General features: G+C 52.8%; 21 protein-coding genes and 2 pseudogenes. All 23 read right to left on the bottom strand.

The features are described 5' to 3' along the window. Positions 1–25: 25 nt before the first annotated feature. On the bottom strand, positions 26–991 hold the full coding sequence (locus ACQG19_RS09850; protein WP_426725875.1) for a DUF6453 family protein: 966 nt from the start codon (positions 989–991) through the stop codon (positions 26–28). Continuing rightward, positions 992–4,239 (bottom strand): annotated as a pseudogene (locus ACQG19_RS09845) (phage tail protein). A 53-nt stretch (positions 4,240–4,292) separates the two neighbouring features. Next, positions 4,293–4,877 carry a tail assembly protein gene (locus ACQG19_RS09840; RefSeq protein ID WP_047731792.1) on the bottom strand — a complete coding sequence of 195 codons (585 nt, stop codon included), beginning with the start codon at positions 4,875–4,877 and terminating at the stop codon, positions 4,293–4,295. Further along, positions 4,877–5,587 (bottom strand): C40 family peptidase, encoded by a 711-nt coding sequence (locus ACQG19_RS09835; protein WP_205926758.1) that lies wholly within the window; start codon positions 5,585–5,587, stop codon positions 4,877–4,879. Before ACQG19_RS09835 ends, ACQG19_RS09840 begins: the two co-directional genes overlap by 1 nt. Positions 5,588–5,589: 2 nt before the next feature. Beyond that, the gene (locus tag ACQG19_RS09830) at positions 5,590–6,348 is read right to left on the bottom strand and encodes a phage minor tail protein L (RefSeq protein ID WP_016240208.1); all 759 of its coding nucleotides are present in this window, start codon (positions 6,346–6,348) and stop codon (positions 5,590–5,592) included. Next, positions 6,345–6,683, bottom strand: a complete 339-nt coding sequence (locus ACQG19_RS09825) for a phage tail protein (RefSeq protein WP_022648745.1) — start codon at positions 6,681–6,683, stop codon at positions 6,345–6,347. The genes ACQG19_RS09830 and ACQG19_RS09825 overlap by 4 nt, the downstream gene beginning before the upstream one ends. 2 nt (positions 6,684–6,685) lie before the next feature. After that, positions 6,686–10,177, bottom strand: coding sequence for a phage tail tape measure protein (locus ACQG19_RS09820; protein ID WP_369706411.1), 3,492 nt, complete (start codon positions 10,175–10,177; stop codon positions 6,686–6,688). Positions 10,178–10,234: 57 nt separating this feature from the next. After that, positions 10,235–10,576 carry a hypothetical protein gene (locus tag ACQG19_RS09815; protein WP_205926764.1) on the bottom strand — a complete coding sequence of 114 codons (342 nt, stop codon included), beginning with the start codon at positions 10,574–10,576 and terminating at the stop codon, positions 10,235–10,237. 86 nt (positions 10,577–10,662) lie between these two features. Beyond that, on the bottom strand, positions 10,663–10,947 hold the full coding sequence (locus ACQG19_RS09810) for a phage tail assembly protein T (RefSeq protein ID WP_045342758.1): 285 nt from the start codon (positions 10,945–10,947) through the stop codon (positions 10,663–10,665). An 8-nt stretch (positions 10,948–10,955) separates the two neighbouring features. After that, positions 10,956–11,339: a phage tail assembly chaperone gene (locus ACQG19_RS09805; RefSeq protein ID WP_001549114.1), complete on the bottom strand. Its 384-nt coding sequence runs from the start codon at positions 11,337–11,339 to the stop codon at positions 10,956–10,958. Positions 11,340–11,371: 32 nt separating this feature from the next. After that, positions 11,372–11,791: pseudogene (locus tag ACQG19_RS09800) on the bottom strand (phage tail tube protein); the annotation flags it as partial. Between the two features lie 127 nt (positions 11,792–11,918). After that, entirely contained in the window at positions 11,919–12,449 is a 531-nt protein-coding gene (locus tag ACQG19_RS09795; RefSeq protein ID WP_023337467.1) for a KilA-N domain-containing protein, read from the bottom strand. Positions 12,450–12,622: 173 nt separating this feature from the next. Further along, positions 12,623–12,970 carry a tail completion protein gp17 gene (gene gp17, locus ACQG19_RS09790; protein WP_369706410.1) on the bottom strand — a complete coding sequence of 116 codons (348 nt, stop codon included), beginning with the start codon at positions 12,968–12,970 and terminating at the stop codon, positions 12,623–12,625. After that, positions 12,967–13,416, bottom strand: a complete 450-nt coding sequence (locus tag ACQG19_RS09785; RefSeq protein WP_040117538.1) for an HK97-gp10 family putative phage morphogenesis protein — start codon at positions 13,414–13,416, stop codon at positions 12,967–12,969. Before ACQG19_RS09785 ends, gp17 begins: the two co-directional genes overlap by 4 nt. Continuing rightward, entirely contained in the window at positions 13,413–13,751 is a 339-nt protein-coding gene (locus tag ACQG19_RS09780; RefSeq protein WP_045357650.1) for a phage head closure protein, read from the bottom strand. Before ACQG19_RS09780 ends, ACQG19_RS09785 begins: the two co-directional genes overlap by 4 nt. A 9-nt stretch (positions 13,752–13,760) precedes the next feature. After that, positions 13,761–14,087: a head-tail connector protein gene (locus ACQG19_RS09775; protein WP_023330767.1), complete on the bottom strand. Its 327-nt coding sequence runs from the start codon at positions 14,085–14,087 to the stop codon at positions 13,761–13,763. 42 nt (positions 14,088–14,129) lie between these two features. Beyond that, positions 14,130–15,341: a phage major capsid protein gene (locus ACQG19_RS09770; protein WP_369706409.1), complete on the bottom strand. Its 1,212-nt coding sequence runs from the start codon at positions 15,339–15,341 to the stop codon at positions 14,130–14,132. A 9-nt stretch (positions 15,342–15,350) separates the two neighbouring features. Next, positions 15,351–16,199: a head maturation protease, ClpP-related gene (locus ACQG19_RS09765; protein WP_083020801.1), complete on the bottom strand. Its 849-nt coding sequence runs from the start codon at positions 16,197–16,199 to the stop codon at positions 15,351–15,353. Positions 16,200–16,212: 13 nt separating this feature from the next. Then, a complete protein-coding gene (locus tag ACQG19_RS09760; RefSeq protein WP_058679253.1) occupies positions 16,213–17,517 on the bottom strand; it encodes a phage portal protein in 1,305 nt (434 codons plus the stop codon). Beyond that, a complete protein-coding gene (locus tag ACQG19_RS09755; protein WP_337254914.1) occupies positions 17,517–19,253 on the bottom strand; it encodes a terminase large subunit in 1,737 nt (578 codons plus the stop codon). The genes ACQG19_RS09760 and ACQG19_RS09755 overlap by 1 nt, the downstream gene beginning before the upstream one ends. Then, on the bottom strand, positions 19,253–19,726 hold the full coding sequence (locus ACQG19_RS09750) for a phage terminase small subunit P27 family (protein WP_369706408.1): 474 nt from the start codon (positions 19,724–19,726) through the stop codon (positions 19,253–19,255). The genes ACQG19_RS09755 and ACQG19_RS09750 overlap by 1 nt, the downstream gene beginning before the upstream one ends. Positions 19,727–19,883: 157 nt before the next feature. Further along, positions 19,884–20,234: an HNH endonuclease gene (locus tag ACQG19_RS09745; protein ID WP_072204670.1), complete on the bottom strand. Its 351-nt coding sequence runs from the start codon at positions 20,232–20,234 to the stop codon at positions 19,884–19,886. Next, on the bottom strand, positions 20,234–20,824 hold the full coding sequence (locus ACQG19_RS09740; RefSeq protein WP_369706447.1) for a hypothetical protein: 591 nt from the start codon (positions 20,822–20,824) through the stop codon (positions 20,234–20,236). The genes ACQG19_RS09745 and ACQG19_RS09740 overlap by 1 nt, the downstream gene beginning before the upstream one ends. Between the last annotated feature and the right edge of the window lie 141 nt (positions 20,825–20,965).

Raw genomic sequence — 20,965 nt, 5'->3', positions numbered from 1 at the left:
AGGTTGATTTAATTAGGCAGTGTATTCAGACGTACATATCGGGCAGAACCGGAAGGCTGAGCGACGTCACCGTGTTATTACCGAAAATGGCATATTGCTCGCGCCCAAGATATTTTCCGCCCTGAACTGAAGCGTTGCCGTTCTGTATTTTTATTCCGAACATTCGATATACATACATGCCGTTTACCGTATGCACCATTAGCCCAAACCTACCCAGCGGAACATATCCGTTACCGATGCTCACGGCACTTGTCGAAGGGGTCCAGAGTTGGTTGAGGTATACGAATGGTCGTTTTGTGGTTGAAAAGGTGCAGGCCCCTGCAGCATTAAAAATATTGAGCCCTGTTCCTGGCAGCGGCGCTATGCCACTGGCGAAGATAACGATATCTATCGTGCCGGTTGCGGGAGCGTCATCGTTCGTGGACGGAGGGCTGAAGAACCTGACGGTGTTACCGTCGAAGTCAATCGTGTTACCGCTATTACAGCGCCCGAAAACGATATACTTCGACTTGTCGTATCCTGCTATCGTGGGAACCGCCCACCCCCCGGTCGGAACATTAACGGTACCCTTCCAGATACACTGCCCTGACTGCGTGGCATTGGTTATCGAGGTGAAGTCAGTACTGTCGCTGATAAGCAGGCCCACCCCGCTTCGCTGACCTGTCGGAAATATCTGCCAGACACTACCGGGAAACGTATAGGTGCTATCTCTTTCACTAATGCCCAGAGCCTGCATTCTCGAATTCTGCGTAACCCTGCCACCAGAGATGGTGATGGAATTCATTTTATGCCACAGCCCCGCATCAACATAGGCAGTCGCATGCGGTATAAACAGCACCTGCGCACCTGAAACATAACCGGCAATATCCACATACTTTGATTTCTGGTAGCCAGTATCAAAGCTTGCACCAAACGACGGGCATCTCAGGCCCGCAGTTATCTCCATGCGCTTTCCGCCGTCATTTAGTTCTATCAGTAGTCCTGTCGGCATTTATGTCCACGTCCCCAGTACGATGCGGCCGCCACCCGGAATATTAATGGTTACGCCATTACCATTAATCACCGTTGTGTTGCCGGAGCCATTGAAAGAAAAATTACCGTTTGTGGCGTAAATCGAGCCGCGAACGGTCACGTTGTTAAACGTCGCGTAGCCAGATTTGTTGATGTGCCAGCCAACGTTCCCGGTTCCGTCCCAGGTTGAAGACTGAATATAGCTGCCGATTTTGGCGTTACCGATCGTCCCGTCACCAATTACTGTGTCCCGGATGATGGTTTGTCCGTTCTGGATAACAAATGGAAGAGTCACGGCGCCGCCTGCCTGGGTCATAACCGCGAAGCGGTCAGCCAGGAAGAGCACCTGCGATTGCATGCCGGATGGCGTATTCTGAACACCAATGCCCATTCCAGCCGCGTACTGGTTGCCATTTGAGTCAATAGCTACCTTGATGCTGTACATCGCATTCAGGTCGCCGTTGACGTTCGCAATGGCCTGCGCGTTGGTGGTGATCGCTGAAGTGTGCCCGTTGATGGTCGCCGTAATGCCGTTTATCTGCGTGGCCGTGGCCTGCTGATAATTGGAAAACGTCTGGTTCAGGCTGTTGATTGCTGCCTTGTTGCCGTTCACGTCAGTCTGCAAACTCAGCAGCGAACGCGCTGTTGCCTCCCTGTCGCTTGCCATAACATTATCAATACGATCGATGCTGGCCTTACTGTCACCGTACTGCGCGCTGAGTCTCACCTGCTGATCAACCTGCGCCAGCGTACTCGTTATTAGCGCGATGGAGTTACTCTGAATACCGCCGCTGGCCTTATCAGTTTGTGCACCCAGCTCTTCCAGGCGTGATGCCATTGAGGAATCGAGGTCCGTGACAACCTGGCTAAGGTCAGTGATTGATGCTGTATTCTGAGCACCTACAGCAGCTGCTGAATCAGCTTTGTCAGATGCGGCCTGAGTGGCAGCCGTCAATTGACTTACCGCAGAAGCGCGAGCTTCAGTTTCCGTAACTAACGCCTGGCGAACATCAGTAATACCCGCTTCATTCTGTGCAGTTTTCGCCTCTAGACGAGTAACATCCGTGACGCGCGCTTCCGTCTCAGTAGCGATCACCTCCCGGAGCTGTTCGAATTTCGCAGAGTTAGCCCCCTGCTGCGCAGTCTGGCGCACAACAACATCAGCAATAGCCAGGGCGTTGCCAATGATTGCTTCTGCTGTCTGCTTATTCGAACCTACTGCTGCAGCCAGACCATCGGCGTTCTCCCTAATCGCATCAGAAAGTTCGGCCAGTTTCTCGCTACTTTCTACGGCACTCTCAATCAGATCCTTGAATACCTCAGAATCTTTAATCTCCTCCAGGATCACATCGGTGATATCGGAAACATCGATGCTGGCCTGCCCGCGCACCCATTCTGTGTAACCTGATTCGTTGCCGCTGCGGTCCACCAGCTGCGCGCGATACCAGAAAATCTGCCCAGCCTTAAGGCCCATCTGCTGATATTTGCGCTGCGGGTAAGGCACATCGGCCAGCAGCATCGCATCGTCTTCGGTACCGGTCAGACTGTACTGAATTTCCGTCTTCAGCGTGTCGTCGGTGTTCGCCGGGAATCCCCAGCTCAGCTCGATACCGAAAACCACATTATCAGAAGCGATGAAGCCGACCGGTTTCGGCGGATTGCCCACTTTACCCGTAAGATTTACTTCTGATGATGTCGCCCATACTGATGAAACGTCGCTGGCGTTCACCGCCCTGACACGGACCAGATAGCGACCCGAGTAGATACCCTGAACTTCAAAGCCGAGAGAAGACGTTCGGGGCACACTAATCCAGTTGCCGCTGTCACGCCGCCATTCCGCCTCGTAAGCAACTGCACCCTGAACAGCATCCCAGGCAACGCGCATAGTGGTAATCGCAATGTTCTGGTTAACCGTAGAGTAACTGTCTACGACAATATTTCCTGGGGGAGCCTGAACCCCCGGTGGAATGACACTGACTGGCCGCTCGTCCAGTCTTGCGCCGGTATCAACAGCGGAATAGATATCAGGGTTGTAAGTCGTCCCGGTGACCTCGAAAGTACCGTCGTTGTTGTCCCGCGTTCCCGTAACACGGAAAAGCGCTATAAACAGATCGTCAGAGTCCACACCCCAGTTACATTCAGCCTCCGGCGTTTCGCTGTAGGGTGTGGTGACAGTGACTGTGTTTCCGTTAACGGCCTGGACGGTTCTGGCCTGAGCTGTGCCTGACGGAAGATTCAAAAACAGCCGGTTCCCGGCCTTCACATCAGCGGCGCGATCGAGGGTTATGTTGCGGCCGTTATCTGAGTCGCATCGATTCTTTGCCCCAGCCCGAAGCGCTCGTTCAGAATGATGTCGTAATAAATCCAGGCAGGGTTATCCGTCCATGCCCATTTAAATACGCCCTCCCATGTACCAGAGTAAGTGCGGGTTTCGGGATCATAAGTATCAGGTACACGGATGATTCGCCCTTTAGGATTGCACACAACCTGAGGAATGCCATTAGGGAACTGCTTTGCGTCAAACTCTACATACAGCAGTGCTGTGTTAACGTAGCGAAGTTTGGCGTCAATAATTTCAGTAACGGCCACAACGCGCATGGTGTCGACGATATTCACGCTCGTGGAATCCGGCGTGATTCTGCGAACCCGCAACTGCCATCCAGTCGAGGCTTTCGGAAGATTGACGCGGTGACTGCGCTCATAAAGCGACGTGGTTTTGTCATCAACAGCACCGTTAACCACCGTTTCATACGGCCCGCCATCGACCGACAGATCGATAGCATACTCGACGCGGGTGCCGACTTTATCACCGTTGTTTTTCTGGAGTAAAAGAGTTGGCCATCCCAGGCGAATTCGCAGCGCAGAGAGCTGCGTGTTGGATACCGCGCGCACGTACGGCACAGCCTGTTTCAGCTCGTATGAAACCTGAAGTTCGTTTTCAATGCCGGGGAAGCCCTGAATGTAGTCCTGGTCCTGAGTACCGGAACGGAACTCATATTTCACATTATTGAAGTTATAACTTCCGTCGGCGTTCTGAAGAGGCGTGTATGAAGATGAGTCACCAAGAAAAATGCTTTTACCATCAAGCCCGCCAGCGAACTCACCCTCTCCAAGCGCAATCAGCACCTTTGCCCTGGCGATGGACTGAATGCTGTCCGGTGCCTCAACAGGCGTTCGGGTCTGGTTGCTGCCACCTTTGCCGCGGCCTTTGATGATTGTCGTCGTCATATCGCGTCCATAAAAAAAGCCACCGTCAGGTGGCTTACAGTGGGTGGTTTGGTTTATTGCTGGTCTTCTGCATATATCCCGGCGGAGATAATAGCGCCGCCTATTTCTCGCTGACCATAAAGCAGGGGAACGGGATTGCCAGATGCCGTCGTGTTAACTGGACCACCAAACGCATAGGAGGGTTTGTTATCAGGTTCCTGACGCATTCGCAGACCTGAAACCTGAGGAGAGAGCATTTGCACTACACCGCCAACGGCCATTGCGGCACCAACGGAAAACATGAGGTTACTTGCTGCGATACTAACTCCCGGCATCCATATGGCAGCAGCGACCAGAGCCGTTCCGAGCAACGCCTGGAAAACTCCAGCTCTTTTACTACCCCTTATCACAGGGATTATTCTTAACTCATCACCCGGCCCCAGGAGTTCAAACTCTTCGTGCCCGATATTGCGACGATCCCGGAAAATAACAAAATCCAGTCCCTTTGCCCGAGCTTCACGCAGATAGGCATCAAAGCCGTCAATGGTGTTAGAAAGCGCCCTGAAAACTTCGCTGGCGGACGTTAGTGCGCGGCGATGTGTCCTGCCAAATCGCTGAGCCATTGAGCCGCTGAGTTTGATAACGGTTTTTCTTTCCATTACATCAAATCCTTATAACGCAGAATTTTGATGGTACGGTCACGGTAATAGCCACCGTAGGGAATACGCTGGCTTAGCTGGCCATACATGTGATGCAGTAGCATGTTGCCATCAAGCAAAATCCCGGCATGGTTCGGGACGGTGGACTGAACCTGCATGATAACCATGTCACCTGGCTGAGCGGGACCGTCGTACTCACGAAAACCGCATTCCTGCCAGTTGTCCATATAGAGGTTTTCACCCTGCTCCCACCAGTGGCGATCTACGCTGTAGTTGGGCAGTTCAATGCCGTGTTCGATGCGGAAATAGTCCATGATGAGAGACCAGCAGTCTGCATATCCGAGAACAAACTGGCGCCCTGTGAGGGGTCGGTCTCCGCGAGGCATGACGGTGCGAATGTCGCCCTCCGGCCACGATGCAATAATCCAGGGCAGTTCCGTGGCATCACACATCAGCATGTCGAGCTCGCTCGGCTGGGTTGTTGCCCCGTCGCCGGGATGGCTGTGGACGATCGCCACCACAGTGCCCTGCTCTTCGGCGGCCGCATAATCCTCAGGATTAAGTTCAAATTGCTCAGTCGCCGACTCAGCATTATTTTTGCAGGGGATGTATTTCTCCACCCGCCCCTTCTGAATAACCACGCCACAGCACTCCTCGGGGAAGGATGCGGCGGCATGCGCCAGAATGGCGCTAACTGTTTTGTCGCGCATGATTATCCTCTCAGAAGTGAAGCGCCGGGGAACCCGCCATAATCCAGCTGTTCATTCTCTCCGAAGCGAGGTTTACAGCCCGTTGACAGCAATCCGGAGCAAACATCCTGTGAAGGATCGTCCACCCGATTGCCGTCTTTATCGAACCAGCCGTTTTGCCCGGCGTAGGTGCAGCCGTTCCCGGTTTTGTACCAGCCCCGCATGCACCACGTGCACATTGGCTGAATTTGCCGGGTCGGAATGAGTTGCCCTCGCAAATCGGCTGGACTTGAAAGCTCAAACTCTACGGTTTCATCGTCTGACCCTGATTTACGGTCGATGTAATAAACCTGTTTGCGCTCCTCGTTGGGATTCGCAGTCGGGTTCCCGCCAGGAAAATTTCTTGCGTCCAGGTAGTGAGCGAAGGTGTCATGGATGATCACCTTTGCTTTAGCCATCCCCTGAAACCTGCGGCACAGCGCGCCAATCGTACCGCTGATGTTTGCAACGGTGAGAGAAGGCCGTGAACTCTGGCCGTCACTGCTGACAGATATGCCGGTCAGTTCATACGGCCACGCGCCATACTCCTGCCCCTGCCACCACACCGACTTCGGCTCAAGTTTTGACTCGTCGCCGCCTGCGGCGATGATTTCCGCCTCGGTATGCGGGATTGTCTCGTTGTGAAAGCGAAGAATACCGGCACCGAAAGCAGAGCCGTCCACCTCGATCAGGCGGACGCGTTTACCCGGTTCCAGTTTCTGGACATCAGATGAAATACTCATGGATGGTATGCCTGTATGAATGTGCTGCTGAGGGTGTATTTTTTGTTGCCGTGGGTAGATATCTGGAAGGATTCCGCGCGCCATAAACCTGAAGGCTCAAGCGGCGGCTTCCAGATAAATGACTTCCACCCGGCATGTCTGTTCAGAAAGTTTTTAATGGCCTGAATGTAAGCCTCGTCGCCGGTAAAGCTCACGCTCCACTGAGGTGTTACCGGGTTGATGCCGTCCCCGGCCACCTGTGTATAGCCATCGCCAAACTGCGCCTTTCGGGTACGAAAACTTGTATCAACCTGAGAGGCAACCTTTGGGCACCAGCTGAAGGTTTCGACTGCCATGGTTAAACTCCCTTGATTAATCGCCACAGAGGCGAGCCCGGCATGCTGGCCTGTTCGTTAATGACACCAGTGATGGCATCCTTAAGCTGCCTGCCTGCTGCTCCGGCGGTTCCCTGACTGGCTGCCTGTGGTGATCCACCCTGAATATTGATATCGCCGAAGTTAACTGAAGGCACACCGCCGGAGACCTGCGGAGTACCAACTGCCCGAACTCCCAGCGAACCATCAGCGGCGCGCGTAAGCGGCATAATGGCTTCCGGACCAGCCTCGGCAAAAACGCCTGCGCCTTTGGCAAAAGCAAACAGCTGAGGCGTCTGGAAAACGCCATTGCTGTAAGCGCTCAGGGACGGAGAGTCGTAAACATTACCCTTCGCATTAAAGGTAAAGTTCGCGCCAGCATTCTGAATAGCGGTACCGCTGCTGGCGGTTGCGGCTGACGAGGCACCAAAACTGAACAGTGATCCAATTGAGCTGACGCCATTAGCAACAGCCATGTTCACCAGAACGTTCTGGATAATCTTCAGTACGCTCACGCCCCAGTCCTTCCAGCTGTCAACGTTGCCATTGAGCATGTCGGTGATCGTGGTGACCGCGCCACCCATGGCCTGCTTCATGCCGTCAGCGGCCATGGAAGAATAATCAGTAGCTTCGTCCACCCAGTTCGCATAACCCTCAGACAGTCCCGTCATCCAGTCGTCACGCTGCGCATCAGAAGCTGCGTAATATCCCTCCTGGTCGCGCAGGCGCTCTTCGAGGTAGCGCTTATTAAGTGCCAGCCCCTGCTGATAGAACGTCTCGTCGATTTCACCAGCCTGACGCTGGCGGAGAAGATCGGTATTCTTCTGCTCAAACTCCTTACGCAGATTGAACTGCTCCTGAAGTCTTTCACGGAACCGGGAGCCCTGCCCGTATCCCAGCAATTGCGCTTCATTGGCTGCGCGGGCGCTGGCGTTACTGTCGGCAAGGTTGGCTTCGTAATTTCGCAGTTGCTCACGTAATTTAACCTGGTCAATCAGCGCAGCATTCTGCAATACCGTCTTTTTCTGGGCTTCTGTCAGAGAAGCAAGTTCGCCCTGGCTGACCTGGTATTTAACCTTCGCCAGTTCAGTATTCTGGCCTTGCAGGGCAATCTGCTCTTTTTGCTGCTTGATAAGGCGCTTATACACATCCTCGGTTTTCTCGCCTTCGGTTTTACCGCCCTTCGCCTTAGGTTTGTTGGCCTCATTATTCCGCCATTCAGCAAGACCGTTATTAATAAACTCCTGACGGCCTGTCTGGAATTGCGGATCACTGGTTAATCCCAGGTCATCGGCTGCATAACTCAGTCGCAGGCGCTCTTTTGCTTCACCCTTCAGGCGTGACAACTCCAGATCCCGGCGGCTCTTTTCGAGGGCATCGGTTTGCTTTTTGTCGAGATCGGCCTGCGGAAGTCTGAGCGGGACGTTAGCCAGCCCCTGACGCGCCATAAGGAGTTGGTTACCCAGTCCGAGTAATCGATTAAGTTCATCGTGCTGCCCATTCATCAACAGAAGTGATTGATAAGCCCGGTTCTGATTCGCTGCCTCCTCCCGAATTAGCGTCACACGCCGATGCTCAAGACCTTCAAGAACCTGTTGGATAGAGGCAGATTTCTCCTGCATCTGGGCAAGCCTTTCCTGCTCAACAGATAACTGTTCAGTGGCTGTAGCCAGTCCACGGGTCACGGTATCCAAAGATGTCAGGTGGTTAATCATGAAACCACCGTTGGTCGTTGGACCGGGATTACTGATCACTGACTGATAACCAGCTATCTGCTCTTTCAGATTTTCTATCTTGCTCTTTTGTTCATCTATCAGCCTGTTCTGCTCATTCAATGCTGCGCGCGTTTTCTCAGCATTGTCTGAAGCTTCAGGTAAAGACATTGCCTTCGACTTTTTACTGACTTCATCAATCGTGGTGGCGTATTCCTGCGCCGAACGCCGAGCCTGCTCCTGATTCTGATACATCGCATACCAGGCTCCTGCTCCCAGCATCACCAGACCCGGCACGCCGCCAATCAGGCCAAGCGCACCACTCATCAGGCGAGTGCCGACAGATGTTACGCTATTGAGATTGCTTTGAGTCGAAACACGATTTGAGATGTTACGGTTTAAAGCAGCCTGAGCGGCAGCCAGACGCCTTTCAGCGACAGCCTGAGCGTCGGCATTTTTAGCTGCTACCAGCCCTGCCTGCGCGCGTTCAAGTGCTGTTCTGGCTCGCACCTTTTCCGTAGCTGTACCACTGGCAAGAGCGGTAGTCAGTCTGGTATGGGCCGCAGTGACTTTTGCTTCAGCCGCCGCGACCTTTTCTTGCTGAGCCGCCTGAACATCTGCACTTCTTGAACTCTGTACTGCTTGCTGAGCCCGATAAACTTCAGCCCTGGAAGCCGCAACAGCAGACTGCGCCGCTTTATCCTGCGCGACTGCAAGGGCAACCTCTGATTTCGCAGCTGAAATTAGCGCACCTGTTGCACTCGTGGCACTGGTTACAACTCCGCTTAGGTAGCGTGCCAGTCCCACGCCAACAAGCGCCCCAGCGACTGTTGTAATTGTTGACATATTGTCAGCAACGTCATTCAGCGCGCCGCTCACTGCTGATGAAGTAAAAGAATCAAGCGTCTGGGCAACATTATCCAATCCGCCAGACAACGCATCAGTAGCACCGGTTGCCTGGTTTACACCGCCCACCCAGGCCATGAATGAGTTAGTTACTTTTTGAAGGGATCCAGAAACCGTTTGTGGCATGCTGGCAAATTCGCCCTGCAATGCTCCTAACTGGCTCATTAAAGCTGGGACAACCTTATCGATCGTAAGCTGTCCCTGGTCAGCCATGCTCTTGAGGTCTTTACGGGCTACACCCATTCCCGCAGCCAGAGCGCGGATTACCCGATCACCGGCTTCGTTAACGGCATTAAATTCTTCACCACGAAGAACGCCTTGTGCGAGCGCCTGGCTGAATTGAGTGATAACAGAACTCGCTTCCTGGGTGTTAGCCCCAGAAAGTTTGAGGCCGGTAGAGACAGCTTCTGTAATTTTCAGAACTTCGTCAGAGCTATAACCGTACTCGCGCATTGAGGCTGCTGCGCGGGAAAAAAGGTTTGCGTTATCTGAAAATGCCGTGCCGGTTCTTTGGCTGATTTCCATTAACTGACGCTGTGAAGCGGCAAAATCATCAGCAGAAGATGATGCCTGTTTAAGGCGAGCGTTTACGGAGTTCCACTCATCAGCAATCTGCACAATTTTACCCGTTGCAAAAGCTGCCGTAGCTGCGGCGGCAGCCCTTCCAGCAGATGCAAATCCGGCAGTCAAATCAGAGAGCGCCCTTTCGCTCTCTCTGGCAGCAGCAGCGGCCTGCCGACCACCATTCTGCATAGTGCGGTAATAATCCTGCCCCATTCGTGAGGCGCGGGAAATTTCCGTCTGGAATGATTGCGAGTTAGCGGAAATTTTAATAATCAATTCACGTAATGTTGCCATCACATTTCTCCAGGCGAAAAAAACCCGCCGGAGCGGGTCTGTTTTATCTATGTTTTCTTATCTACAAGATAATACCGTTTTCTCATATGAGTCGGATGTCATTGAGGGCACTCTTTCGTAGAGCACGTAACTTGTTTTCCCATTATTTTCTGTTACGTCAAGAACTACGTCATAACCCCCCATTGCCTGAGGGACGAGTATGCTTATGCCATTTTCAAGCGGCAAGGAAGTTACTGGTGTTCCATTTCCAGCCCACTTCCCAGAGACACAAGATGAGAATGAGTTAACGCTCTTATCAGATCCCCCAATGTTTACAGGCTTTGTAGCCCTAACTGAGTCTAAAGATTTACATCCAGTAACGGCGAACATAACTAATAAAATACAAACTACCTTTTTCATTTTCACACCTCCAGAAGTAAGGAGGTTATTAAAATACATAAACGTGAGCAAAGGAAATTCGAAATTCTATTTTTTGACTTTAGCATTTAATTAGTTGCCGCTGCGTTTGATAAAGCAGCCTCAAGCCCTGCAAACGGGTCCTTCGGTTCTGATTGCTCATCGCCACCCCATCGCAGGATCGCATCGTCAAGCGGTACTTTTGCCCCCTGCGAGCCGTAGATGGCAGAGACGAGCTGAGCTGCCTGAATGTCACCACGAATATCGCCAACCGGACTTTGCCTGTCGTACTCAATCCACATCAGAAGCTCGCTTGCCGTCATATTCTGCCGAAGCTCTGAGAGCGTGCGCCCCATCCGGAGCGCAAGCGACATCAGAAACTTTACGCCGGGGGTTGAGACTTTTCCCGCGCTTCGTCCGCGTTGTTGATCAGGTCAAGCGCCTGTTTGAGCAGGCGTGAATGGACGGGGCCGTAGATTTCACGCACCTGCTCTTCTTCGTCTACGCTGAATACCGGTTGCTTATCGGTGTCGCACAGGACGTCAATGAAGAGCACCACGTCAGCGCAAAGATTACGGTGTGCCTTTTCCGATACCGACACATTTTCATCATCAGCACCCGCTTTAACCACTTCCTGCCAGCGCAGCCAGGCTTCACCAGACGGCTCACGCAGAACCACTTTGACGCCTTCCCACTCAGGAACGGCGACCGTCTTATGACGAAAACCCGACATCTTAGCCAGGGCGAGATTTTTAATATTCTTCATGCGACCTCTCAGGAGCCAGACTCGATGTTTTCAGGCTTACCTTTCAGGCGCAGGGAGAACGTTGCCGCCACTACGCCGTTGGTACCGGAAGACCAGGTGTGCTGGCGGATTTCAGCCAGGAACTTAAAGCCCTTGCCGGACGGGAAAATGACCTGGAAAGCGTAGGTCGTATCGTTGTCATACGCATCACGCAAGGCGTCCTGCGCCGGATTCTTGTAGAAGTTGCCGGACAGAGAGATTTCTGACGGAGAAGGCAGGCCGTTGATGTTCTCCTGCTCGGTAGAGCAAAGTGTTGTTACGTCGATATCCTGCTTCTGACCACCGGTGAACTGAATTTCTTTGATGGTGCAACTCAGATCGAGGAAGGTTGCGGAATCCATCGTTTCTTTGGTGGCTGGCAGGGAGGAAATAAGGATCTTCGTCAGCTGCGATTTTTCATAAAGTGCAGACATAGTTGTCTCCATAAAAGTAAAAACCCGCCGAAGCGGGAGGTGGGTGTCTTTCTGAAAAGAAATTACTAAGTAAATCAATCATGCCTGGAATGCTGAGATTGTCAGCAACAAAGACCATTTCTCGAGTTTAATTGATGCCTGGTAAGTACATCTGTACTTCATCAACCACCCGCTCCCGCGCAGAAAGGAGGATTTTCTTTCTGCCGCCGACACCCCACTTCGCCATCTGGCTGGCGCACTGGCTTATCGCTTTAGTCTCAGTATTAATGATGTGATCTAATTTATTCAGGCGTGACATGGCACTGATGCCGAGGCGAACCACTGTTCTGAACACCTCATATACTTCAATCTCAAACTCAGGCTTAATCCAGGCTGCGTAGCGAATGGCCAGTAACTCAACGCCCCACACTCCAGGTTCATCACCACCATTAACAACTCTAAGTGGTTGAATTTGTTCCAGAGTGCTTTTTTGCACTTTGGATTTAAGTGCCTTGATAAATCGCTTTACCTGAGCGCTACGTAAAAACTGACTTGGACGCTGCTGCTCTGTAGCCTCTCCGTTTGCGACCGCCGCAGCATGGAGATCATTGAGGTTATAGCGTCCCTCGTCATCAACGCGAACGGAAACGCCATTTACTGATACGGTTGGATATTTCATGAGATTTACCTATAGAAAGTGAGCCTGTCACACAGAGTCAGCAGCCCCGGAGTACAACTGACTCTCAGGCTCGCTTTCTGTAGGCTCCAGGATTATAACGTGCGCGTGTGAAGCGCGGTGTCAGAGGTAATAAAAAACCCGCCGGAGCGGGTTGTTCAGGGTTGGTTAACGTTTCAGGATGTGATCCGAAAATCGATCGTGGCGCGGTAAAGCCGGAAATCGGGTTCATAGCCTTGAATTTTCGTTATCTCAGTCGGAGCCAGGGACTTAACGGCCTTCAGCGCATGATCGCGAATGGATCTGGCTTCCTTAATGGTCAGTGAGTAAACATCGATCTGCACTGATGTGCTGGATTCCGCCTGGCCACACAGTACGTCAGCGGAAACATCATCGACGATGGAAAAGATAATCCAGGGTGGCGAGACAGACGGTTTCCCGTCACTACCTAATGGCGCAACATAGGGATATACCCGTCCTTCTGCCAGGGGAGAAAGCAAGGCGTAGATATTATCTTCATTCACTTGCTCAATACCTCATCAATAGCCTGATTCATCCTGGCAATGGCGACGCTGGCGGCCTCTTCCTCGCGAGTATCGTAAGCGGGTCGCACAAACGGATGTGCAGGCATGTTCGCGGTGCCCAGCTCAACGAATCGCCAGTAAAAGGCGTTTCTCGGGTTATTCGCCTTCATCGTGTTATCGCTGTTGCCGGTGCGCAGGTTAACGCCACGAATATGGACGCCGGAAGAAATTTCCCCGCGGCGGCGGCTTTTTTGGGTCACCACCACCACGTTTTTTTTCAGTTTTCCGGTGCGTACCGGTGCACGTGCGATCACTTCTTCCTTAAGCACTTCCGCGCCGGCGCGCGTGGCATCACGAAGAACCTTATTGTTTTCGGCACGGCTAAGCGCCTCCAGATCCTTTGCGATGTCATTCAATCCGGAAAAATCGAGGCTCGTCTCAATCATTTTTCGGTCCCCTGTTTGCAAAGAATTTCGAGCTGAACACCACGAGAATCAGGGATAGGCGGACCAATAATATTCAAAATGGCCCCCTTGAACGGGCCAGTCATAACCCTGAGTCTGGACGCAGCAGTTATATCGCTACGAAACCGTGTCCATACCCTGATAGTGGCGACTGAGGTTTCAGCACCAGCGGCTACCAGCTCACGCCCACTAATGCCCTTTACTTCTGCCCATGTTTCTGCACCGTCATGCCACGTTTCAACAGGCTGACCAGAAGGATCTCTGGATGTTGTGATGTTCTGAACCACCACCCTGTGTCTCAATCTTCCGGCCTGCATAAAGTCCCCCTATACCCCGTAAATACGGTATGGCTGCAGTAGAGCTTCTACGGCGAAAGGCACCGCTGTTGTAATGTTTCCGATGTTCACAGCCTCTCGGTTTGCATACCAGTGACCAATCAGCAGTAGCATTGCCGCCTTAACATCATCATTCAGTAAAATCGGGTCTGGGTCGTCTGCGTAGCCAGGTGAGCTTTGGTTTTCATAGAGCGTTCGCCTTGTCCATGTCTGGACGTAACGCGCCGCCGCACCTGTGTAAATCTCCAGCAGAGCATCATCACCCGTAAAGTCGGTATCAATGCGGCAATGCTGTTTCACCACATTCTGATCAAGCATTAGTTTGCCCCGAAAAAAGCGGCCCGAAGGCCGCAATAGTTATCAGCTACCCGCGCCGGTGCTGAATGAACCGTACACGAACGCCTCAGGGCGTTTCACAGCCAGCGCCAGACGTTCTTCGCAGCGAATGGAGATCATGTTTTTCTCGAAGTCGTCGGCGTTTTCGGTGGAGATAACCACGTTGGCATCTTCACGATCGAACAGTTGAGCTGCGGCATTGAATGCGCCTGTCAGGAATTTGCCCTGGAAAGCTGCTGCCTCAGTTGCTACCACCGGAAGCCCCCAAAGCGTAGGGCCAGTCAGAGATGCCGGGTTAGCCAGGATATAGCGGCCCAGACTGTCTTTCGTGAGCTCAATTTTCGCCCAGTCGATGAAGTGCAGAACGTGGCCAGATGCAGGGAAACGAGCCAGTTGAGCCTGAAGCATTGCCAGGCGCAGATCATCAATCCCGTTCTGGCTCTCAACAGAAAATGCCGGGTCGAATGCTGAGGCCTGAGGAACGATGCCGTGCAGGTGCACACCAGTTCCGTCGCCGAACAAGATTTCCTGTTCCTCAACATATTTCAGGCCGTAACGCATCTCAGCGTCAACCGTAGACTGGAGTTGAGCGAAATCGTCAAGGATCTGCTTGGATGCCTTAAACATGTGCGCGATGGTTGTCACCGGCGTGATTTTAGTCGCGAATTCAATATCGCTGTAAGGTTTGGCAGTCCCCTCTGCAACGACTTTCGCTGCATTGGTAAAGCCCGTTTGCTGCACCCAGAAAATAGCCGGTGAAGATGTGCGGCCAGGCGCAATCAGATCACGAATGAAGAGACGCTGTTTTGGTGCAGTGTCGATGCCAGGCAGTCGCTGTGGTTCAACCACGCCATCTGCAACATCTGTAGAAAGCAAGGCCGCGTGAACTGGGACGCTTACGCGCTTATTGCCTTCAACGCTCGCGGCAAAGGCCTTCAACGCCTCGCTATTAATCACCACCTGTCCAACAGTTTCGGTAACTTTAGCAGCGTTGTTCAATGGCATTTGGGCAACATGCTGTTCCAGCTCACCAAGGCTGGCCTTAAGGGTTTTTTCAGCTTCCTTAAGAGCATTGAGCTCTGTCGCCATTTTATCTACAACATCTTTGGTCTGAGCTGAGAGCTGACCATTCTTTTTCGCTTCGGTCAGTGCCTCTTCTGCTTTCGCGTTGAATTTGCTGGTTGCATCTTCAATGCTGGCAGTGACTTTTTTCAGAATATCGTTTACTTCAGACATAAAGGGTCCTTATTTGACTAACGCCGCCAGGGCGCTTTCAAGTGAATTGATGGTTTCAGGTTTGATGTCTTCGGCAGCGCCCGGCGTACCGTCGTTGGTGGTGACAGCGCCAGGCATGCCACCGGATAAGGCTTTAATGAGTTTTCTGCGCTCAGAGCGCGGGGTGTTGGTCTTGGCCAGCAATGCATCAAGTTTGCGAAGCGCGGCTGCAGGCGATTCGTCGCCGTCGCTGACCGCATCAGCAGAAAGCAGGCTGTCTGCCAGTCCCTTCGCCACAGCATCACTGCCACCGATATAGCTTTCCGCGTCCATCAGCTTCTGCACGGCGGCCATATCAAGGCCGGAGCGCGCCGCGTAGATATCAGCCATAGCGGTATCGAAGGGCTCCAGCGACTGTGCCAGTTCCGCAAAGTCATGGCGATTTCCCATCGCGTATACCCAGCAGTTGTGGATCATCAGGAAGGCACCGCGGCCAATCTGAATATCATCCCCGGCCATCGCAATTATCGAGGCGGCGCTGGCGGCAATGCCCAGCACCTTCACCGTTACACGGCCTTCGTATTCGCGGAGCAGGTTATAAATAGCCAGACCTTCGAACATGTCGCCGCCCGGTGAGTTGATATTCACCGTGACGTCGGCACCGTTCATCGCCCGAAGCGCACCGGCAATACGTTTAGCTGTTACCCCTTCGCCCCAGTAGTCCTGCCCGATAACATCAAAAACAGAAATGCTGTTATCGTCGGTGGCCGCAGCTTTGATCCCACCGTCCCAGCGATCCAGTGCAGACGGTAAAGTTTCACAGGTGACACGCGCGCAGGGACGACCCGCCGGTGCAGCCGGAAGTTGTTTTTTTGTCATGTGGGTTATGCTCCTAAGCGGCCTGCTTTAGAGGCGATTGCTCATATGGAATGTCGGGGAATACGTGATTGTGAAGCTCCCTGATCGCCAGTGCCTGAACGGCAGGATTACTGTTCTCAAGGTTCTTCAGTTGTGTCAGGTTGAGCTGAACGGTGTAAATGTCGCCCCCTTCAATCGGTGGCATGTTCTCCAGACGGCGAACATCATTTCTGGACATCCAGCCATTCTGAAGCGCGCTGGTATAGTATGCAGCGCGACCGGCACTATCGGCTCGCAGTAGACCTTCAACGGAGAACTCTGCAAACACGTCATCATCGCTGTCGAGTAAGCACCGGCCAATTTCCTGCTCAATATTTACCAGCAGCGGTCGAAGGGTATGCGTCAGGAACTGCAGGTTCATCCCCTCAAGACTGGATGCCCAGCTGCTTTGTTTCGTGGTATGACCGACCATGAAAGGAGGCACGCGAAACCAGCGACAAATTTCCTCAATACTGAAAGAACGGCTTTCCAGCATCTGGGCATCTTCAGGGTTCATGGTGACGCCCTGATACTTTAACCCGCCTTCAAGTACCATAATCTTTCCGGCATTTTTAGAGCCGGTAAATGCAGCCATGTAGCCGCGAAGCCTTTCACGTTGTTCATCACTGAGAGCATTTTCAGCGGAGAGAAAACCTGAACTCTGAAGCCCCTGTTCAAAAATCTTTGCCGCAGATTCTTCAACAGCCATCGCGGCACCGATCACATCCCGGCCCGTTTTCATCGGCATCATGCCGCAAACGCCATCCAGACCGAACCCGCGAATGTGCATGATGTTTTTGACGGGAATGACGCGCTCGTTACCGTTTTCAGTGTATTTGTATTCCAGCGCCCCGGTAGTAAGACGTTTAACTACCATGTTCTGCGGCAGCAAAGGCACCAGCGAAACCAGGCGATTTGCGATGAATTTCTTCTCAATGAAGGCGTTCCCGCGCAGGCAAATACTGGCAACCACCATCAGCATAAAGCGTGATGGAGTCATTTCTGAATTGGGACGGCGACACAGTACAGAATAAGCCGGGTGGTCGGTTGCCGCTTTACGCGAACCGTCAGGCTGTCGAACGTATATTTTCAGCGGAAGGGTTGAAATAGACTCGCTTAACAGCCTTACGCATGCCCATACAGCCGATAGCTGGATGGCTTTATCGGCCGTTACCACCTTTCCGCTGCTGCTGGTACCAAACCATTCCTCCCAGAACGTGCCGGTAGTCAGGCTGATAGGCACACCAAGCCAGTTAAGCAGAGCACTTTTAACCCTGCCTGGCCGTTTGTTTTTTTTCATCAGAAACCTACCATGATGGGATTATTGAAGAATCCGGAGAGATCCTGCTGGTCGTTGCCACCGTTAACCAGAACACGGCTCATTGCTGTGAACAATGCCGCCGGGCCATCAATCTTGGCCTCCGGTGTGGACTTGTTAGGAAAAATGTTCTCGTTCCGGTCAGGTTTGACGGTTACGTTGGACATCATCCAGTTCATCACCGGGTGATCGCTGTGATGAAAGCGTCCACCGTATACCAGTGCTTCGACCTCTTTCATCGCCTCAGAGAAATTGCGAACCGTCTGCGGCACTTCCACCAGCGGCAACCCTTCCTCTGCCAGCGAAAGGCTGAACTGCGTTGCACTCCACGGATCAAAGCCGATTTCTTTCAGGCTCTCACCAGCAACCCACGTCTGCAGCTCTTCCTTAATCTGGGCATGGTCGATTACATCCCCGTCGGTAAGGATTAGTTTGTCCATCTCGGCCCACTTACGATAGAGCTCTGCCATCTGACGTGAACATTTCTCAAGGCGTCCTTCCGGCAGCCAGAATTTAAAATCCGCATGAACGTGGCCACCTGGCGCGCGCCAGACTTTAGCGGCCGCACAGATATCAATTTTGTTTGAGAGGTCAACGCCTACCCAGGAGGGATAGGTTTTAAGTTCGTGCTGCGGGGCGATAAATTCGCATTTCTCCCATTTCATCATGTCCATCCAGGCCGACTCAGCGGTAACCCAGATATTCATGTGCTTGGTGAAAAAGTTAATCCTGGCCGAAACCTGCTCTTTCGCCTTTTTAGCCAGGCGGCGCAGATCATCCCAGCGCTTACAGATACCCAGCCCCGGATTCGCCTTCTGCCAGACTTTTTCATCAAAGGGATCGTCACCTTCATCTAAGGTGTAGATGATGGCAAAAAACGTATCGTCTTTTACCAGCCCGCGCAGAACCTTGATGGCGTAATCACGCAATTCGTAACAGATACCTTCTTTGTTGAAACCAGCGGTGGTGATACCGAAAAGCAGCGATTGCAGGCGCGCGCCGGTGGCCGTCTCCAGAACGTCCCAGACGTCACGGGTTTTGTGAGCGTGCAGCTCGTCAACGATGGCGCAGTGGATGTTCAGGCCGTCGAGGTTGTTTGCATCTGATGATAATGGCTCGAATTTGGAGGCCGTTTGCTCCTGGTAGATAGCGAGCTTGTTGAATTCAAAGATCCGCCCAAGAGTGGCTTTCGCCTTCTTGACCATATTTTTCGCGTCTTCAAAAACAATTCTCGCCTGGTCACGGGTTGTAGCAGCGGAATAAACCTCCGCCCCGCCCTCGCCGTCGGCACCAGCCATATACAGCCCTACGCCGGAGCAAAGCGTTGATTTGGCATTTTTACGGGCCACCTCAACATCTGCTGTACGGAAACGCCGAACCATCACCGGCCGACCGCTGCCGTCCTTACGCAGAACGATTTCTCCCGTTTCTTCGTTAACCAGTGGGATAACAAAACCAAAAATATTAATCAGGATAAAAACATGCCAGTCCATCAGCTCGATAGGCTGGCCTGCCAGCGCGCCTTTTACGTGAGGCACAAAATTATAGAAATTCAGGATGTGCTGCGCGCGCGGCTCACTGAAGAAAATACCGCGCTCTTCGCCATGTGCCAGATCGTCAAGAAAACGCTGGCAGGCAAGGCGCACATACTCACAGGCAATAATTTCCCCAGCCACCACCCTCTCGGCGTAGCGGATGCCTTCTGCAACCTTAGCCATTAATCCCTCGCATTCATAAATTCGGTCAGCGGATCAACCGCATCAGGACCTTTGGCATTAACCTTAGAACGGCTGGCTGGCGTCATGCCAAACTCACCGAGCATGGCGCGCAGACGTTTCCAGGCATCAGCTTTCATGATGGCCGCCGGGTGAGCCTTTATCAGCACATCCCCGCTCTGCGTTTCGGTCCGGTAGGTGTAGCCCTCAACTTCAAGCGTGTCGCAGTGATGCCGGTATTCGGTATAAGCCTCAACCAGCAGCTCAAGGGCTCTGGCGTCCAGCTGAGACATCACACCGATAGCATCAAGCTCTTCAGCCATACGCTTGAACCAGTATTTCCCCTGCTTGTCGAAATGCTTCGGCGTTGGGGGTACCCCTGAAGGGGGTTTTGGTTCGTTCTCATTGATCGGGCGTTTTGATGGGTTACCTCTCACCAAACGTAGATGGGTCGGGGTTTTCGGTGGTCCAGACATAATCGAAAACTCCTATTAATCATCGAGTGGGGTACCCCTAAAAAAAGTTTTCTAACCTGCGGCGATGTGAAAAGAGGTTGGGCGGCGGTCCTTTGGGGTGATTCCCCTGAGGTTTTTACCCACCCTCCCCCTTTCTCATTTCAAATGAGAAATGATGTCATTTGAGTCTCTCGACCGCTGTCTTCGCTCTGTGGCAGGGCTTGCAGAGGCTTTCGAGGTTGGACAGGTCATCGGTACCCCCATTTGCTTTGGCGATGATGTGGTCCACCGTCTCAGCGGGTGTATACCTTCCATTTCGCAGGCATTCCTGACAAAGGTGTTTATCTCTGTCGAGAACGATTGGGCGCAGCCTGTCCCACTTGCTGCCATAACCTCGCTGATGCCTGCTCTGTCCTCGCTGATGCTGCTGCCAGCCTTCGTTAAGGTGCTTTGGACAATAGCCCGAGCGATCTGTGGTTGTGCCAGGACAGCCACGCTTGCGGCATGCCCTCGGTATTAACGCAGGCATCAGGCTAACCTCCACGCCCTGCGGCGTTCTGTGCGTGGCGCTGAGTCAGGGTGACGCTCTACCGGTTCACCATCCGCATGATCCACCAGCGACCAGCAGGGATAGACGACAATGCCACCATAAGCATCGCCCACGGCATAATCAGCAGGTTTGCTACTGTCCCATCGAGACAACACGCGCTCAATATGCTGAGTCGGCACGCTATAGCAGACGCCATGTAACAGCCGTTGCAACGTGATGTAATCAGCGCGGGTCTTATCAGCCACGATTAGCCGCTCAGCAATCTGCATCTGATACTGTGGAGGCCGCCCGGTACCGAGGTAAAAGCTCAGCATGTCATCAGGGAAACGCACCAGCCAGTCACTAACCTTTTTGCTGAATCCGAGTACCGGCAACGCGTCGTCTTCCAGCACCACTACCCGGCAGGGTTGACAGGCTGCCCATTCAAGCGCACGGCGATGATTCCAGTTAGCGCCGTGGTTACCGTCATCAATCAGCAAATGTGCGCCTAAAGCCGAGGCCAGCGCCTCAGCCTGCTGCCGTCTGGCGTGATGACCGACCACCACAAACTTAATCTCTTCAGCCACCAGCGAATCTCCAATAAAAAAAGCCGCACGATGGCGGCTACTGTCTGAATATCAGGGTGTTGCTTCTCTTTAACCCTGGTTAAGGTAAGCATTCAGCCCGTCAGTGGTGGGACACTGGCGCACTCTGTCGCGGGGGGATGGCTG

The organism is Enterobacter cloacae complex sp. 277I4, assembly GCF_050031465.1.
GTDB classification, from domain to species: Bacteria; Pseudomonadota; Gammaproteobacteria; order Enterobacterales; family Enterobacteriaceae; genus Enterobacter; species Enterobacter cloacae.
Note: the sequence above shows the minus strand (reverse complement) of the source record. Positions and strands in the feature narration are given on the sequence as shown.